15 protein-coding genes and 1 pseudogene are annotated in these 16,822 nt (G+C 63.0%); 3 read left to right on the forward strand and 13 right to left on the reverse strand.

Features of this window, described 5'->3' with window-relative positions:
* Together BMZ79_RS35040 and BMZ79_RS09050 are read right to left on the reverse strand one after the other, a co-directional pair.
* A pseudogene (locus BMZ79_RS35040) lies at nucleotides 1–221 on the reverse strand (hypothetical protein); the annotation flags it as partial.
* Nucleotides 218–484: a hypothetical protein gene (locus BMZ79_RS09050; protein WP_143088914.1), complete on the reverse strand. Its 267-nt coding sequence runs from the start codon at nucleotides 482–484 to the stop codon at nucleotides 218–220. The gene BMZ79_RS09050 and the pseudogene BMZ79_RS35040, both read right to left, overlap by 4 nt.
* 386 nt (nucleotides 485–870) lie before the next feature.
* On the opposite strand from BMZ79_RS09050, the gene BMZ79_RS09055 reads away from it, so the two are divergent.
* The 3 genes from BMZ79_RS09055 (at nucleotide 871) to BMZ79_RS09065 (ending at nucleotide 4,054) form a co-directional block, all read left to right on the forward strand.
* Nucleotides 871–2,184 carry an ABC transporter substrate-binding protein gene (locus BMZ79_RS09055; RefSeq protein WP_090638947.1) on the forward strand — a complete coding sequence of 438 codons (1,314 nt, stop codon included), beginning with the start codon at nucleotides 871–873 and terminating at the stop codon, nucleotides 2,182–2,184.
* A gap of 91 nt (nucleotides 2,185–2,275) precedes the next feature.
* Nucleotides 2,276–3,154, forward strand: coding sequence for a carbohydrate ABC transporter permease (locus tag BMZ79_RS09060; RefSeq protein ID WP_090638949.1), 879 nt, complete (start codon nucleotides 2,276–2,278; stop codon nucleotides 3,152–3,154).
* 12 nt (nucleotides 3,155–3,166) lie between these two features.
* The gene (locus BMZ79_RS09065; RefSeq protein WP_090638951.1) at nucleotides 3,167–4,054 is read left to right on the forward strand and encodes a carbohydrate ABC transporter permease; all 888 of its coding nucleotides are present in this window, start codon (nucleotides 3,167–3,169) and stop codon (nucleotides 4,052–4,054) included.
* Here BMZ79_RS09065 and BMZ79_RS09070 read toward each other — a convergent pair.
* The 11 genes from BMZ79_RS09070 to BMZ79_RS09120 form a co-directional block, all read right to left on the reverse strand.
* Nucleotides 4,044–4,892: an AraC family transcriptional regulator gene (locus tag BMZ79_RS09070; RefSeq protein ID WP_177222068.1), complete on the reverse strand. Its 849-nt coding sequence runs from the start codon at nucleotides 4,890–4,892 to the stop codon at nucleotides 4,044–4,046. The genes BMZ79_RS09065 and BMZ79_RS09070 overlap by 11 nt on opposite strands.
* A gap of 569 nt (nucleotides 4,893–5,461) precedes the next feature.
* Nucleotides 5,462–6,730 (reverse strand): phosphoribosylamine--glycine ligase, encoded by a 1,269-nt coding sequence (gene purD, locus BMZ79_RS09075; RefSeq protein ID WP_090638955.1) that lies wholly within the window; start codon nucleotides 6,728–6,730, stop codon nucleotides 5,462–5,464.
* A 3-nt stretch (nucleotides 6,731–6,733) separates the two neighbouring features.
* The gene (locus BMZ79_RS09080; protein ID WP_218154674.1) at nucleotides 6,734–7,492 is read right to left on the reverse strand and encodes an IMP cyclohydrolase; all 759 of its coding nucleotides are present in this window, start codon (nucleotides 7,490–7,492) and stop codon (nucleotides 6,734–6,736) included.
* Nucleotides 7,493–7,578: 86 nt separating this feature from the next.
* Nucleotides 7,579–8,763 (reverse strand): phosphoribosylaminoimidazolecarboxamide formyltransferase, encoded by a 1,185-nt coding sequence (locus BMZ79_RS09085; protein ID WP_218154675.1) that lies wholly within the window; start codon nucleotides 8,761–8,763, stop codon nucleotides 7,579–7,581.
* A 40-nt stretch (nucleotides 8,764–8,803) separates the two neighbouring features.
* Nucleotides 8,804–9,421 carry a phosphoribosylglycinamide formyltransferase gene (gene purN / locus BMZ79_RS09090; RefSeq protein WP_090638957.1) on the reverse strand — a complete coding sequence of 206 codons (618 nt, stop codon included), beginning with the start codon at nucleotides 9,419–9,421 and terminating at the stop codon, nucleotides 8,804–8,806.
* Nucleotides 9,421–10,467, reverse strand: a complete 1,047-nt coding sequence (purM, locus tag BMZ79_RS09095; protein ID WP_090638960.1) for a phosphoribosylformylglycinamidine cyclo-ligase — start codon at nucleotides 10,465–10,467, stop codon at nucleotides 9,421–9,423. Before purM ends, purN begins: the two co-directional genes overlap by 1 nt.
* A gap of 291 nt (nucleotides 10,468–10,758) precedes the next feature.
* Entirely contained in the window at nucleotides 10,759–12,237 is a 1,479-nt protein-coding gene (purF, locus tag BMZ79_RS09100) for an amidophosphoribosyltransferase (protein WP_090638962.1), read from the reverse strand.
* The gene (gene purL, locus BMZ79_RS09105) at nucleotides 12,222–14,465 is read right to left on the reverse strand and encodes a phosphoribosylformylglycinamidine synthase subunit PurL (RefSeq protein ID WP_090638964.1); all 2,244 of its coding nucleotides are present in this window, start codon (nucleotides 14,463–14,465) and stop codon (nucleotides 12,222–12,224) included. Before purL ends, purF begins: the two co-directional genes overlap by 16 nt.
* Nucleotides 14,443–15,141 (reverse strand): phosphoribosylformylglycinamidine synthase subunit PurQ, encoded by a 699-nt coding sequence (gene purQ / locus BMZ79_RS09110; protein WP_090638967.1) that lies wholly within the window; start codon nucleotides 15,139–15,141, stop codon nucleotides 14,443–14,445. Before purQ ends, purL begins: the two co-directional genes overlap by 23 nt.
* Nucleotides 15,142–15,143: 2 nt before the next feature.
* Complete coding sequence (gene purS, locus BMZ79_RS09115; RefSeq protein WP_090638969.1) at nucleotides 15,144–15,386, reverse strand: phosphoribosylformylglycinamidine synthase subunit PurS; 243 nt, start codon at nucleotides 15,384–15,386, stop codon at nucleotides 15,144–15,146.
* Nucleotides 15,387–15,841: 455 nt separating this feature from the next.
* Nucleotides 15,842–16,732 (reverse strand): phosphoribosylaminoimidazolesuccinocarboxamide synthase, encoded by an 891-nt coding sequence (locus BMZ79_RS09120; RefSeq protein ID WP_090638971.1) that lies wholly within the window; start codon nucleotides 16,730–16,732, stop codon nucleotides 15,842–15,844.
* Between the last annotated feature and the right edge of the window lie 90 nt (nucleotides 16,733–16,822).

Genomic DNA, 16,822 nt, shown 5'->3' on the forward strand with positions numbered 1-16,822 from the left:
TTCGCGTCCCCGCTGCCCCCGGCGTTCGCATCGCTCCCGGCTCCCGGCTTCGCGTCCCCGCTGCCCCCGGCATTCGCGCCGTTCGCGGCGCCGTCCGGCGGCTGCGCCGCGCTACCCGCTCCCGGCGAAACGCCGTCTCCGGCCTGGCCGCCGGCCATGCTTCCAACCGCCGGCGGTCCCAAAACATCCCGGCACGCCGTCGAGCCGTCCGCGCCCTTCACCGGCACCTGCGTCCGGACGGCAGCGCCTTGTCCTTGTCCTTGCCCTTGACCTTGGCTTTGCCCTTGGCTTTGTCCTTGTCCTTGGCCTTTGCCTTGTCCTTGTCCTTGTCCTTGTCCTTGTCCTTGTCCTTTGCCTTGTCCTTGCCCTTGTCCTTGTCCTTGACCTTGGCTTTGCCCTTGACCTTGTCCTTGTCCTTTGCCTTGGCTCTGCCCATCGCCGTCCGCGCAGCCGCCCGCGTCGCCCGTCTGCGTGCCGGCGGCATGACCGCCCGGACGCAGGCTGCATCCCGCGAGCGCGCTTCCTATTATCATCGTTGCCAATATCGATACGGCTAAACGCCGTCCGCCGCGGCCGTTTCCCCTCAGTCGCATGCTGCACTCCCCTATGATTCGATCTTCTTCCCATCGTACCGGAACCGAAACCCCGAGTCGTTACAAAGAAGTAACACCGGCCCGGAAAATACCGGCATCCGCATCTCCCTTATTAACCGCTCGCGGCCGCACAGATCACAAAAGTCCATTTCTTCTTCGGATTCCGCACATTGAAACCGCTCTCATAGCGCCTTATAATCGGCTTACGAATGGGATTTTCCGCTGGATTTCGCCGCTTTTGCACGATCTTTCTAAACCTGGAGGGGGTAGCAAGTCTATGAAGAAAACATGGCAGCTTACGGCAGGATCGGTGGCGTTGGTCTCGTTGATCGTCAGCGGGTGCAGTTCCGGCTCGGGCTCGAACGGCGGGTCGAACGGGGAAGTCCTTCACCTGAAATGGAGCACCTGGGGCAACCCGGGCGAGCTCAAGCGGTTCTACGAATTGACCGACCAGTACAACAAAGACCATAAGAACGTCAAATGGGAGCTGGTCGCCGTTCCGAACGACGGCTATGAAGAGAAGATCATCACGCAGCTGCAGGGCGGCACGGCCCCGGACGCGTTCTACGCCGGCGACGCCACGGTCGTCAAGCTGATCGCGAACGGCTCCATCTCCGAATTGACCTCCCTCATCGACAGCCCGAGCAGCCCGATCAAGGCGTCGGATTTCGCCGACGGCCTCTGGGGCGGCGCGAAGCGCGACGATAAAATCTTCGGCGTCACCGTCGACTGCAACCCGCTCGTCATGTACTACAACAAAAAAGTGCTGCAGGACGCCGGCATTGCCGACGATCCGCAGCAATTGTACGAATCCGGCGAATGGAACTGGCAGAAGCTGACCGATCTGACGTCCAAGCTGCAGGCCGCGGGCAAGTACGGCCTCGTGCTCGAGGACTGGTCCGCGCCGATCTACTCGTGGGCCACGACGAACGGCGGCAAGATCTACGACAAGGAGCAGGGCGGCAAATTCATCGGCGACACCGATCCGAAGACGGTCGAAGCGTTCCAATTCCTCGCCGACAACGTGAAGAACAAGAATTTCGTCTTCTCCGGCTCGCTCCCGAAAGGCCAAGGCGCCGACGCGATGTTCATGTCCAACCAAGTCGGCTTCGGCATCGCCGGCCGCTGGTGGGTGCCGCAATATAACGCCAACACGGCGCTGCAGTACGACATCGTGCCGCTGCCGACGAACACGGGCAACAAAATGGAGCCGGCCGGCATCCCGACCGCTTACATGGTCATGAACAAGAAAACGGCGCATCCGAAAGAAACGTACGACTTCCTCTCGTACTTCGTCTCGAAGGAAGGCCAGCAGTTCCGCCTGAAGGGCGGCAACGCGGTGCCATCGGTATCCGGCGTCGACGATCTCGTGCTCGACGACAAGGCGCAGCCGGCGCACGCGCAGTACTTCCTCGACGCCCGCGAAATCGGCTACGCGCTGTGGCCGTCGGAATCCGCGGTGCCGGGCGCGTCGGACGTCGTCAAGGACAACTACGACCTCATGCTGCTGGGCAAGCAGGACGCCGCGACCACGCTGAAGAAAATAGCCGAGGGCGTGAACAAGAAGATCGCCGAGGCGAGCGCCAACTAAGCGCCGCCGGCCGATATACGGGCAGCCGAAGGGGAGGAACTCGCTTCCGCCCCTTTCGCCTGTCCGACCATTCTGATACGGGAGGACTACCATGAATCCTAAACGTGCCAACGCGATATGGGGCTTTGCGTTCATCGCCCCGCAGCTGATCGGGCTCCTCGTGTTCTCGCTCATTCCGCTCATCAGCACCTTCGTGATCAGCTCCCTGGATTGGGACGGCTTCAGCACGCCGAAATTCCTCGGCCTCGAGAATTTCACCTACGCGTTCCGGAACCCGGACTTCCAGAAAGCGATGACGAACACGCTGTATTATTCGGTGCTCACGGTGCCCGCCGGCATCTTCCTCGCGCTCCTCGTCGCCGTGGCCCTGAACAACGTCCGGCTGCGCATCATGTACCGGCTGTTCTTCTTCATGCCCGTCGTCACGAGCTCCGTCGCCGTCGCGATCGTCTGGATGTGGCTCCTGAACGGCGATTTCGGCCTGGTCAACGTGCTGCTGAAGCAGCTCTTCGGCGTCAAAGGGCCGCAGTGGCTGACGGATCTGCGCCTCGTGCTGCCGTCCCTCGCGATCGTGAGCATCTGGAAAGGCCTCGGCTTCAACATGGTGCTGTTCCTGGCCGGCCTGCAGGGCATCTCGAAAGACTACTACGAAGCGTCCATGATCGACGGCGCGACGAAGAACCAGCAATTCTGGCGCATCACGCTGCCGCTCCTCTCCCCGACGACGCTGTTCGTCACGATCATCGCCGTCATCGACTCCTTCAAGGTGTTCGACACCGCCTTCGTCATGACGAGCGGCGGGCCGGCGAAAGCCAGCTACACGATGGTCTACCACCTGTACGAGCTCGCGTTCAAGAACTTCCAGTTCGGCCGAAGCTCCGCCGCCGCGGTCGTCCTGTTCGTCGTCATCCTCGTCCTGACCATCCTGCAAACGCGCCTGTCCCGCAAATGGGTCCATTACGCCGAATAGGAGGGCATCGCCATGAACACGGTGAAACCGGAATCGCTGCGGCCGCTGCACACGGTCAAGCCTAAAGCCGCGTACCGCAAAATCAACGTCTCCGCCATTCTGCTCCATCTCGTCCTGCTGGCCGCGTCGGTGCTCATGATCGCGCCGTTCTGGTGGATGATCTCCAGCGGGCTGAAGGACTTGTCGCAAATCTTCATCATCCCGCCGACGCTGCTCCCCAATCCGTGGGTTTGGTCGAACATCCACCGTTCCTTGACGGCGATGCCGTTCGACAAGGCGTACTTCAACAGCGCGTACATCTCGATTTGCATCGTGCTCGGCCAGCTGCTGACCTGCTCCATGGCGGCGTACGCGTTCGCCAAGATTACTTTTCCGTTCCGCGACACGCTCTTCATCCTGTTCCTCTCCATGCTGATGGTGCCGGAGCAGGTGACGATCGTGCCGCTGTACGTCATCCTCAAGAACTTCGGCTGGCTCGACACGCATCTGTCGCTGATCGTGCCGGACATGCTGTTCAGCGCCTTCGGCGTGTTCCTGCTGCGCCAATTCTTCCTCGGCATCCCGCGGGACTTGTCCGAATCGGCGTACGTGGACGGCGCGAACATGTGGACGATCTATTGGCGGATCATGGTGCCGCTCATCAAGCCGGCGCTCGCCGCGCTCGCGATCATCGCGTTCCTCGGGACGTGGAACAATTTCTTCCGACCCGTCATTTTCCTCAGCACGACCGATCATTTCACCGTGCCGCTCATGCTGAGCACGTTCAAGGGGCTGTATGTAACCGACTGGACGCTCATGATGTCCGGGTCCGCCATCGCGGTCGTCCCGGTGCTGCTCGTCTATCTCCTGCTGCAGCGCTATATCATCGAAGGCATTACGATGACGGGGATCAAGGGGTAAGGCGAATGTAGGCGTTGATGGGGTACTTCTCTTCGATCGTTTCGTCGCAGTCGACGTGCTGGCCGTCCCGCACCGCGTATTTGGCGCGGTAGGCGGAGGCGGACAAGCCGAAATGGGAGGCGAACGTCCGGGAGAAGTAATGGTTCTCGGAAAATCCGCACCGCGCCGCGATCTCGTTGATGCTGAGCGTGCTGTGGCGCAGCTGGTGCGCGGCCCGCTCCAGCCTCAGCTGGATGATCATTTGGCGCGGCGGAATCCCGACCTCGCGCACGAACAGCCGGGAGAGGTGCTCGTGGGAGATGCGGCAGTGCTCCGCGATCGCCTGGGCGGTGATCGGCTGGGCCAGATGGCGCTTGATGTAGTGGATGGCTTTGCCGACGACGAGGGAGTACGGCGACCCCGCCGCTTGGGGAACCGGTTCGTCCGGCGGCGCGTTCCTCCGGGCGGCCAGGTGGTCGAGCTCGTTCAGCAGCGACGCCAGCAGCATGCCGCTGCGCCGGCCGTTCTTCTCGAGGTACGTCACTTCCAGCAGATAACTGATGAGCGACGCGTGAAAGCTGCTTTCGGGCGCCGGCAGAAGGTCCGGGCCGTTCTCCCGCAGCAAATGCGGGAACTGGCCGTCGTCGGCGCTGAAGTGGAGAAACAAATGGCGCGTGGCGGACGATTCGCTGAACCGCCAGCGGTGCGCGCAGCCCGCGCGCGTCATGATCCAGCAGGGCCGGTCGATCGTCAGCGTCCGATCGCCGATCTGGTAGACGGCTCCCGTTCCGATCGGGAAATAGACCAGCTCGTGCTCCTCCAACACCCGCGAATCCAGCTTCCAATTCCGTCTGACCACGAAGTCTCCGCATAAATGAAGAACAGGCAGTTGCATGGTTTACAGAGTCAACTCCTCATCCATTGGTAATTGCGCTGTTAATCCTGACGTGATTGCAAGCTGCGGCTTGACCGGTACGCCGTCCTTGCGGAAACCCGATTCCTCGCATCGCCCTCCCCTCGTCGCCATAAGTTTAAATAATTCTCTTAGACACAAAAATGAAAGCGCATTCTTGTTGTAATCAATACATTCGCGGCGAACCCGGAAATTCCTTCCGTCGGCCCTTTGCCGGCACGGGCCGGGACGCCGGGCGATGCGGCTGGCGGAACGGGCCGATCGCGAGACCGAGCGATGCTGCTGGCGGAACGGGCCGATCGCGAGACCGAGCGATGCCGCTGGCGGAACGGGCCGCCCGCGAGACCGCTTCGGCCGCCGCCGGCTTGTTCGGCGTCGTTCTTTGCCTTGGCCGCCGCTCCGCTCGCGGCATGCGCAGAAAGCGCGAAAAAGCCTGCCGAGCCGGGCTCGACAGGCTTTTTCGATGCTAGGATGATGGCTGGCGCCGCCCTCGCGGCGCGAGGCTTCCGCTTGCTCTACCCGCGAAGCGCCTTCGCCGCGATGTCGGTGCGGCTGTGCATGCCGTCGAAGGAGATGACCGATACCGCTTCGTACGCGCGGGCGCGCGCCTCCGCGATGTCGCGGCCGCGGCCGACGATGCCGAGCACGCGGCCGCCGTTCGTGACGATCGCGCCGTCCTTCAGCGCCGTGCCGGCGTGGAAGACGAGCGCGCCTTGCGCCTTGGCGGCGTCCAGCCCCGCGATCGGCAGCCCTTTCGGATACGGACCCGGGTAGCCTTCGGACGCAGCGATGACGCAGACCGCGGCCTCGTCGCTCCATTCGATGTCGAGCTGATCCAGGCGGCCGTTCAGCGACGCGAGGATGATGTCTACCAGATCGGTCTTGAGGCGCGGCAGCACGACCTGCGTCTCGGGATCGCCCATGCGCGCGTTGAACTCGATCGTCTTCACGCCCTGCTTCGTGATCATGAGCCCCGCGAACAGCACGCCGCGGAACGGGCGGCCTTCGCTGACCATCGCCTTCGCCGTCGGCTTGATGATGTTCGCGATCGCGTCTTCGACCAGCGCCGGGTCGATATGCGGCAGCGGGGAATACGTGCCCATGCCGCCGGTATTCGGCCCTTTGTCGTTGTCGTACACCGGCTTATGGTCCTGCGCCGGCACCATCGCGCGCACCGTCGCGCCGTCCACGAACGCCAGGATGGACATTTCCTGCCCCTCGAGGAATTCCTCGATGACGACGCGGCCGCCGGATTCGCCGAACACCTTGTCGACCATCATGCCCTGCAGCGCCGCTTCCGCTTCCTCCATGGAATAGGCGACCGTCACGCCTTTGCCCGCCGCGAGGCCGTCCGCCTTGACGACGATCGGCGCCTGCTGCTCCCGCAGATACGCGAGCGCGGACTCGTAATCCGTGAACGTCTCGTACTTGGCCGTCGGGATGTCGTACTTCTTCAGCAGGTTTTTCATGAAAATCTTGCTGCCTTCGATTTCCGCCGCGTTCTTGCGCGGGCCGTAGACCGGAATGTCGCGCTCCTCGAACGCGTCGACGATGCCGTCCGCCAGCGGGTCGTCCGGCCCGACCACGACGAGATCCACTTCGTTGTCGCAGGCGAATTGAATGAGATCGGCGAACCGGTTGACCGGGATCGGCACGCATTCCGCCAGCTCCGCGATGCCCGCGTTGCCCGGCGCGCAGTAGATTTTGTGGACCTTGTCGCTCTTGCTCAGCGCCCAGACGATGGCATGCTCGCGCCCGCCGCCGCCGATGACCATGATCCGCATCGGTTACGCGCCTCCTTCGGCCGGCCGGTTCACGACCGTCAGCTTCGTCTCGCCGTCCGCGATCCGGATCGTCTTGACGAGCAGGGAGATTTTGTTGTCGTCGTTCAGCAGGTTCCAATAGAAGCGCGCTGTCTCTTCCTCGTCGTCGAACAACGGCGCCACCTGCGGCTCGCCGGCGAACGACGGCAGCGGATTGCCGTCGCCCACGTACGTGGAGATGAAGTGGCCGTAGCCCGCGATCGCCTGCTCATAGTGGAAATACTGCCGTTTCGTCTGCGACTCGTCGTTCTCGTTCGACTTCAGAATCGACAGCTTGTACGCGTTCTGGGCGTCGTTCAGATCGACGATGCCCGAGATGCGCGGCGTGAAATTCGGCGGATCCGGCTCGTACGTCCGCTTCGCGAGCGCCTGCTCGAACGTGCCGCCTTCCTGGATCGCGTCCCAGATCGTGTCGGTCTGGTCGCCGTTCGTCACGATATGCGCGCCGCCCTCGTGGCGAAGCGGATAATAAATGATGAGCGACGGGTCGGTCAGCTTCGCCGGATCGCGCGCTTCCGTGCGCAGGAAGCCGTTCGCTTCCGGAATGAAGACGCGGTTGCGGCTGTTCTCGCTGCGTCCCATGATCCAATACACCTGCACGTAGCGCGTCGCGTCCGGCGTCAAGCCGATGACGATGCCGCGGCCCGGATAGCTGTTCGCTTGCAAACGCCGGACGGTCGCATCCGCCAGCGCCTTCCATTTCGTCGTTGTGTTCGTGGGCACCCTGGTCGCCTCCTAGGTTGAAGTTTTGCGCGAAGCCTGAAGCCGGCATGCCGGCGACTATACAAAACGACTTCGAAAGCGTTAATTCAGTGATGAAACAGGCGTACGCCCGAATAGACCATGACCATGCCGTAATCGTTCGCCGCCTGCACGACTTCTTCGTCGCGCATCGAGCTGCCCGCTTGAATGACGTATTTCACGCCGCTGCGGCTGGCGCGGTCGAGGTTGTCGCGGAACGGCAGGAAGGCGTCGGAGCCGTACGATACGCCCTGCAGGCCGTTCAGCCATTCGCGCTTCTGTTCGCGCGTCAGGCGCGCCGGCACTTCCTCGAAGCAGCGCTCCCATGCCGCTTGTTCGACCGGCGTGACTTCGTCTTCCAGCCACAGGTCGATCGCGTTGTTCTGCTCCGCGCGCGCCAAGCCTTCGCGGAACTTCATGTTCAGCGCGGCCGGATGCTGCCGGAGGTACCAGCGGTCCGCCTTGTCGCCCGCGAGGCGCGTGCAGTGAATGCGCGACTGCTGGCCGGCGCCGATGCCGATCGTCTGGCCGTCCAGCGCATAGCAGATGGAGTTGGATTGCGTGTACTTGAGCGTGATGAGCGCGACGAGCAGGTCGCGCTTCGCGTGGTCGGGCAGCTCTTTGTTCGCCGTAACGACTTTGTCGAACACCGACGCGTCCGGCACGGCGTTGTTGCGCTCCTGCTGCAGCTTCATGCCGAACAGCGTGCGCGTCTCGACCGGGTCCGGCACGTAGTCCGGATCGATCTGCAGAATCAGGTACTTGCCGCCCTTCTTCTGCTTCAGGATGTCGAGCGCTTCCGGCGTATAGCCGGGCGCCACGACGAGATCGGACACTTCGCGCTTCAGCAGCAGCGCCGTGGAGGCGTCCACCACGTCGCTCAGCGCGGCCGCGTCGCCGAACGAGGACATACGGTCGGCGCCGCGGGCGCGCGCGTAAGCGGTCGCCAGCTCCGACAGCTCCATGCCGTCGACGAAGTACGCCTTCGCCAATTCCGGCTTCATCGGCGCGTACACCGCCACGCCGGCCGGGCTCACGTGCTTGAACGAAGCCGCCGCGGGCAAGCCGGTCGCCTGGCGCAGCTCGCGCACGAGCTGGTACGCGTTCAGCGCGTCGAGCAGATTGATGAAGCCGGGGTCGCCGTTCACGACGGTCAGCGGAAGCGCCTGGCCGTCCGCGGCATAGATCTTCGCGTCCTTCTGGTGGGGGTTCATGCCGTATCGCAAAGCAATTTCGTTTACATCGCTCATCATATCGTTCGTCGTCCTTTCTCGTATCCCGTCATCGTGCGCGCTACCCGCGCCGTACCGTCCCCTTGCGTCCGTCCAACGTCACGCGTCCTTCGGCGATGCGGCGTACCGCGAGCGTCAGCAGCTCGTGCTCGACCGCGTGAATCCGCGCGGCCAGCGTCTCTTCCGTATCGTCGTCCGCCACCTCGACCGCCCGCTGCATAAGAATCGGTCCCGTGTCCATGCCGCCGTCCACGAAGTGCACCGTCACCCCCGTCAGCTTGACGCCGTAGTCCAGCGCCTGACGGATGGCCCGCACGCCCGGAAACGCGGGCAGCAGCGAAGGATGCACGTTGATCATCCGCCCGTCGTACGGCTTCAGGAGCACGTCCGTGATGAGCCGCATGTACCCGGCGAGCACGATCAGCTCGATGCCCTCCCGCCGAAGGAGGCCGACCATCTCTTCTTCGCACGCTTCGCGGGAAGCGTACGCCTTCGGGTCGAAAAGATAAGTCGGCACGCCCAGCGCTTCCGCGCGCCGCACGACCTGCGCCGCCGGCTTGTCGCAAACCAGCAGCGCGATGTCCGCGGGGAACGTCCCGTCTTGGGCCGCCTCGGCAAGCGCTTGAAAATTGCTCCCGCTGCCCGAGGCGAAGACGGCGACGCGCATTCCGGCCGTCATTACAGCTCGGCTCCTCCGAACGTCACGATCTTGCTGCCCGAAGTCACTTGGCCGATGATGTACGCATCCTCGCCCAGCTCCTTCGCGGCGCGCAGCGCGTCCTCGGCTTGCTCGGCGCCGACCACGACGACCATGCCGACGCCCATGTTGAACGTCGTGAACATGTCGCGGTCCGTAATGCCGCCTTTGGCCTGCATCAGTTTGAACACCGGGTGAATCGGCCAGGAACCCGGCGCGATGTCCACGTTCACGCCGTCCGGCAGGACGCGCGGAATGTTCTCGATGAAGCCGCCGCCCGTAATGTGGGCCATGCCCTTCACCGTGACGCGGTTGATCAGCTCCAGCACCGATTTCACGTAGATGCGCGTCGGTTCGAGGATGATCTCGCCCAGCGTCTTCTCGCCGCCGAGCTCCGGCAGCTTGTCGTTCAGGCCGTAGCCGGAGCCGTCGACCAGGAGGCGGCGAACGAGCGAGTAGCCGTTGCTGTGGATGCCGCTCGAAGCGAGGCCGAGCACCGCGTCGCCCGGCCGGATCGCCTTGCCGTCGATGATTTTCTTCTTGTCCACGATGCCGACCGTGAAGCCCGCGATGTCGTATTCGTCGCCCTGGTACATGCCCGGCATTTCGGCCGTCTCGCCGCCGATCAGGGCGCAGCCGGACTGCACGCAGCCATCGGAGATGCCCTTGACGATCGCTTCGATCTTCGCCGGCTCGACCTTGCCGCACGCGAGGTAGTCGAGGAAGAAGAGCGGCTCCGCGCCTTGCACGACGATGTCGTTCACGCACATGGCGACCGCGTCGATGCCGATCGTGTCATGCTTGTCCATCGCGAACGCGACCTTCAGCTTCGTGCCCACGCCGTCCGTGCCGGACACGAGCACCGGCTCCTCGTACTTGTCCTTGTTCAGGCCGAACAACGCGCCGAACCCGCCGAGATCCGTCAGCACTTCCGGGCGGAACGTTTTCTTCACGTGCTTCTTCATCCGTTCGACCGCTTCGTTGCCTGCCGCGATGTCGACGCCGGCTTGTTTATACGCTTCTGCCACGCCTTAAGTCAGCTCCTTCGTCAATTTTGCGGGACCGTCCCGCCCCGGTATTTCGGGGTAGAAATGGGTTAGTAATTCTAGCGAAAGCGCGCCCTAACGCGTTAGCTACTTCGCTTTAAAAGGGAAAAGGTGAAGCTCCGGCCGGAGGTCAACATGGAGTCGGAGAAGCGTCAGCGGTCGCCTTTGTAGATGGATTTCAACCGTTAAGGTTGAAAATTAAGAAATCCATCTACAACAGCGATCGGAGACCCGTGTTGACCGCAGGCGGCAGCCCCACCGTTATAACGACTGCTAGCAGCTGCAACTCTTTTCCGACGTCGGATCGACCGGCGTCGGATAATCGTTATCGAAGCAAGCCATGCACATGCCCCGGTTGTACTCGCCGTCGTTGCCGCCGACCGCCTCGACGAACCCTTCATTGCTCAGGAAATAAAGCGAGTCCGCGTTGATTGCCTGCCGGATCTCTTCCACCGTCTTCTGCGACGCGATGAGCTCCTTGCGGTCCGGCGTGTCGATGCCGTAGTAGCACGGGTTCTTGAACGGCGGCGACGTGATGCACACGTGCACCTCGGTCGCGCCCGCCTCGCGGAGCATGTTGACGATCCGCAGGGACGTCGTGCCGCGCACGATGGAGTCGTCGATCATGACGACCCGTTTGCCTTCCACGACCTTGCGGACGGCGGACAGCTTCATCTTCACGCCCTTCTCGCGCAGCTCCTGCGAAGGCTGGATGAACGTCCGGCCCGTGTACTTGTTCTTGATCAGCCCGAGCTCGTACGGAATGCCCGTCTGCTCGGCGTAGCCGATCGCCGCGGAGATGCTGGAATCCGGCACGCCGGTCACGATGTCCGCGTCGATGAACGATTCCAGCGCCAGCTGGCGGCCCATCCGTTTGCGGGCGGAATGCAGGTTGATGCCGTTGATGTCGCTGTCCGGACGGGCGAAATAGATGTACTCCATCGCGCACGTCGCGCGGCGCTCGAGCCGCTCGAAGCGGTCGACGCGCAGGCCGCCGCGGTCCAGCACGAGCAGCTCGCCCGGCTGGACGTCGCGTTCGTACTCGGCGCCGACGGTCTCGAGCGCGCACGTCTCCGACGCGAACACGTAGCCGTCGCCCAGCCGACCCATGACGAGCGGGCGCAGGCCGTGCGCATCGGAGGCGACGAGCAGCTTGTCGTTCGTCATGATCAGGAACGCGAAGCCGCCGATGATCCGCTGCAGCGCGTCCTTCGCCGCGCCGACGAAATCCTTGCTCGACCGCGCGATCAAGTGCGCGATGACCTCGGTGTCGCTCGTCGTCTGGAAGATCGACCCTTGGCTCTCGAGCTCCTTGCGGATGGACGGCGCGTTCACGATGTTGCCGTTCGTGGCCACGGCGAGGTCGCCGTCGCGGTACTTGAAGATCAGCGGCTGCGCGTTCGCCAGCTTGCTCTCGCCCGCCGTCGAATAGCGGACGTGGCCGATGACGCGGTCGCCCGGGAGGGCTTCCAGCTTCGACTGATCGAAGACTTCCTTGACGAGCCCCATGCCGCGGTGATACGAGAAATGCCCGGTGGCCGATTCCACCGCGGCCAGCCCCGCGCTCTCCTCGCCCCGGTGCTGCAGGGCGTGGAGGCCGTAGTAGCCGAGCGAGCAAGCGTCCGGCACGCCGAACACGCCGAACACCCCGCACTCCTCGCGCAATTTATCGAAAATATCGTCGCGGCCGATGCCTTCGTTATAATGATCGCCCGTCCACAGCTTCGGCAGCCGTTTTATTTCATCAGACATGGAATCGCATCCTTCCAGACCTTCTCCAGTTGCTCAACCGAGGCGTTGACGCCCGGTTTGCCGTTGATGTTGATGACCAGTCCGTTGCTGCGTACGGCGCCGATGACCGCATTCGGAACGCCGTGCTCCGTCAAATAGTTCGCAAGCTTGTCCGCTTGGTCCGCTTTCGCCGAAAGCAGGATGCGGGATTGGGATTCGCTGAACAGCGCGGCGTCGGCGCGCAGCCCGGTCGCGACGTTGACCTCGGCGCCGAGCTTGCCGCTGATCGCGGATTCCGCGAGCGCGACGGCCAGGCCGCCCTCGGACAAGTCGTGCGCCGAAGCGACGAGGCCTTGCTTGATCGCGCCGAGCACGCCCTGCTGCAGCTTCTTCTCGACCGCGAGGTCGATCTGCGGCGGACGGCCTTCGCTCTTGCCGTTCAGCACGTACTGCAGCTCGCTGCCGCCGAGTTCGTGCTTCGTCTCGCCCGCGAGGATGATGACGTCGCCTTCGGCCTTGAAGCCCTGCGTCGTGATGTGGTCGACGTCCTGCACGAGCCCGACCATGCCGATGACCGGCGTCGGGTAGATCGCGCCCTTCGCGTTCTCGTTGTACAAGCTAACGTTGCCGCCGATGACCGGCGTGTCCAGCACGCGGCACGCTTCGGAAATGCCGTCCGCGGCTTTCTCGAGCTGCCAGAACACGTCCGGCTTCTCCGGGCTGCCGAAGTTCAGGTTGTCCGTGATCGCGAGCGGCTCCGCGCCGGAGCAGACGATGTTGCGCGCCGCTTCCGCGACGGCGATTTGGCCGCCGACCTCCGGATCGAGGTACACGTAGCGTCCGTTGCAGTCCGTCGTCATCGCGAGCGCCTTGCGCGTGCCGCGGATCGTGACGACCGCCGCGTCGGAGCCCGGCTGCACCGCCGTGCTCGTGCGGACCATATAGTCATATTGGTTATATACCCATTCTTTGCTGGCGACCGTCGGGGAGGCGAGCACCTTCTCGAGCGCGCCGGTCAGGTCGGTCACTTCCGGATACGCCGCCGTATCGATCGCCGCGTTTGCCGCATAATAAGCCGGCTCCTTGGACGGCTTGTCGTACATCGGGCACTCGTCGACGAGCGCCGTGACCGGCATGTTCGCCACTTCCTCGCCTTGGTGGAACAGGCGGAGACGGCCGTCGTCCGTGACTTTGCCGACCTTCACGCAGATGATGCCCCACCGGTCGAAAATCTCCTGCGCCTGCGCTTCGTGCTGCGGCTCGACGACGAACAGCATCCGTTCCTGCGACTCGGACAGCATCATTTCGTACGGCGTCATGCCTTCCTCGCGCTGCGGCACCTCGTCGAGGTACAGCTCGAGGCCGTTGCCCGCCTTGGACGCCATCTCCGCGCTGGAGCACGTGAGGCCCGCCGCGCCCATGTCCTGGATGCCGACGACGATGCCGGCGTTGATCAGCTCGAGCGTCGCTTCCATGACGAGCTTCTCCATGAACGGATCGCCGACTTGGACGGCGGTGCGCTTCTCTTCGGATTCCTCGGACAGCTCGACGGACGCGAACGTCGCGCCGTGGATGCCGTCGCGGCCCGTGGCCGGCCCGACGTAGAAGACCGGGTTGCCGACGCCCTTGGCGACGCCGCGCTGGATTTTATCGTGATCGATGAGGCCGACGCACATCGCGTTGACGAGCGGGTTGCCCTCGTAGCTCTCGTCGAACATGACTTCGCCCGCTACCGTCGGAATGCCGATGCAGTTGCCGTAGCCGGCGATGCCGCCGACGACGTGCTCGAACAAATATTTGACGCGCGCGTTCTCCAGGTTGCCGAAGCGGAGGCTGTTCAGCAGCGCGACCGGCCGCGCGCCCATCGAGAAAATGTCGCGGATGATGCCGCCGACGCCCGTCGCCGCGCCTTGGTACGGCTCGACCGCGGACGGATGGTTATGCGATTCGATTTTGAACACGACCGCCTGGTTGTCCCCGATGTCCACGATGCCCGCGCCTTCGCCCGGCCCCATGAGCACCTTCGGTCCCGTGATCGGGAACTTCTTCAGGATCTTCTTGGAATTCTTATAGGAGCAGTGCTCCGACCACATGACGCTGAACACGCCGATCTCGGTGTAGTTCGGCTTGCGCCCGAGGAAGCCGCAAATGAGCTCGTATTCGTGATCCGTCACGCCGAATTGCGTGTAAATGCGCTGATCCGCGATTTGTTCCGCCGTCGGCTCCTTAGCCGTTAACTGCTGCGCCATGCTGTTCCCTCCATGCGTTCAAAATCGATGTAAACATCCGTTTGCCGTCTTCCGAGCCGAGCAGCTGGTTCACCGCGCGCTCCGGATGCGGCATCATGCCGACCACGTTGCCGCGCTCGTTGCTGACGCCGGCGATGTTGCGGAGCGAGCCGTTCGGGTTATGCTCGTCGCCCGCATAGCGGAAGACGATTTGGTTGTTCGCTTCGAGCCGCGCGAGCGTCTCGTCGTCGCAATAGTAGTTGCCTTCGCCGTGCGCGATCGGGATGTTGATGACTTCGCCCTGCGCGTATTGGTTCGTGAACGCCGTCGCGTTGTTCACGACTTCGAGCGGCGTCTGGCGGCAAATGAACTTCATGCCCGTGTTGCGCAGCAGCGCGCCCGGGAGCAGCCCCGCTTCCGTCAGGATTTGGAACCCGTTGCAGATGCCGAGGACGAACTTGCCGGCCTCCGCCGCCTTCACCACTTCGTTCATGACCGGGGCGAATTGCGCGATCGCGCCGCAGCGCAGGTAGTCGCCGTACGAGAAGCCGCCGGGCACGAGAATCGCGTCATAGCCGGACAGGTCCGTCGCCGTATGCCATACGTAGTCGACCTCTTGGCCGATCGTGTCCTCGACCGCCTTGAAGCAGTCGATGTCGCAGTTGGAGCCCGGAAATACGAGTACCGCGAATTTCATCGTTACCCCTCCAATTCAAAGCGGAAATCTTCGACGACCGTGTTCGCGAGCAGCTTCTCGCACATCGCGGTCAAACGCGCTTCCGCTTCCGCGCGGTCGGACGTGTCCAGGTCCAGCTCCAAAAATTTGCCGATGCGGACTTTGCCGACTTCCTCGAAGCCCATCGTGTGCAGGGCGCCTTGCACGGCGCTGCCTTGCGGATCGAGCACGTTTTCTTTGATCGTGACGTAGACTTTAGCCTTCATTAGGGGGGTCGCCTCCTGGAAATTTTCTGATAGCAAAATGGGAACGTTCCGCAAAACGCGGATTTGCCGGTCTCAAGCATACGCTTCCGAAGCGAGTTTTCTTACGAAAACTTTCAGCTGTTGAACTTGAGAAACCGGAACAATCCTAATCGGAGGTTTTTCAAGTTCAAAGGCGATCGCTTGCGCTCTCCGTCCGGCAAACCGCTTTTCTTTGCTCCACCCATTTTTTAAAACCGAACCATTTGCAGGATGCTCTCGGGAGCACCCTGCGCGCTGCGCGGGCTTGCGCCGCTTGCGGCTCTTAATCGCTTGCCGGGCTTCGCTACCGCTTGCGGCGGATTGCTTGCTTGCGGGGGCTTTGCGCCCGCTTGCGTCGTTGGGCGCCGGCGGGGTTGCGCTTCCCGCTTGGGCGTGTATATGATGCGGGACATCTGTGCTTGTCCCGCGGGTTTGCTTTAGTTGAGCGGCTTGCCGGTCAGCGCTTCGTAGATCGCCAGGTAGCGGTTCGTCGTCGCGTCGACGACCGATTGCGGCAGCGGGGCCGGTTTGCTTTCGCGGTCCCAGTCGGAGCCGAGCAGGTACGTGCGCACCGGTTCTTTGTCCATGCTGTCGATCTCGATGTCGTAGGCGTAGTTGGCCTTCGCCCAGAACCGGGACGAATCCGGCGTGAAAATCTCGTCGATCAGAATGACCTGGCCGTCGATCAAGCCGAATTCGAATTTGCAGTCCGCCAAGATGATGCCGCGTTCGCCGCAGAAATCGCGGGCGAATTCGTAGAGGCGGATGCTCTTGCCGCGCAGCTCCTCGGCGAGCTCGGCGCCGACCAGCTCCTGCATGCGGGCGAACGGGATGTCTTCGTCATGCCCGACGTCGTTCTTCGCGGCCGGCGTGAACAGCGGCTCGGGGAAGCGCTCGTTCTTGCGCAGGCCGGCCGGCAGCTCGATGCCGTTGATCGCTTGCGTCTTCTCGTATTGCCGCCAGCCGCCGCCGGTGATGTAGCCGCGGACGACGCACTCGATGTCGATGCGCTCCGCCTTCTTCGTTACCATGATGCGGTTCTTCAGCCGCTCCGGCTCGGTCACGAGCTCGCCGAGCTTGTACACGTCCGTATGCACGACGTGATTGGCCATCATGTCGGCCGTCCGCTCGAACCAGAACGCCGACAGCCGGTTCAGCACGTTCCCCTTCTCCGGCACGGCCGGGTCCAGCACGTAGTCGAACGCGCTGATGCGGTCCGTCACGACGATCAGGAAATGCTCGCCCAAATCGTACAGCTCGCGCACCTTGCCTTTATACAACAGCGGCGCCTTCACATAATCGGCGGCCGTGGACAATGCTTGTGTCATGGTCACTCTCCCTCTCCCCACTTCAAAGGCTTGAATGGTTTTAAACGGTTTGACGGAGCAGGCGAAAACAGTCCGGAGAAACGAAGGTGA

Source organism: Paenibacillus sp. UNC496MF (genome assembly GCF_900113915.1).
GTDB classification, from domain to species: domain Bacteria; phylum Bacillota; class Bacilli; order Paenibacillales; family Paenibacillaceae; genus Paenibacillus_Z; species Paenibacillus_Z artemisiicola.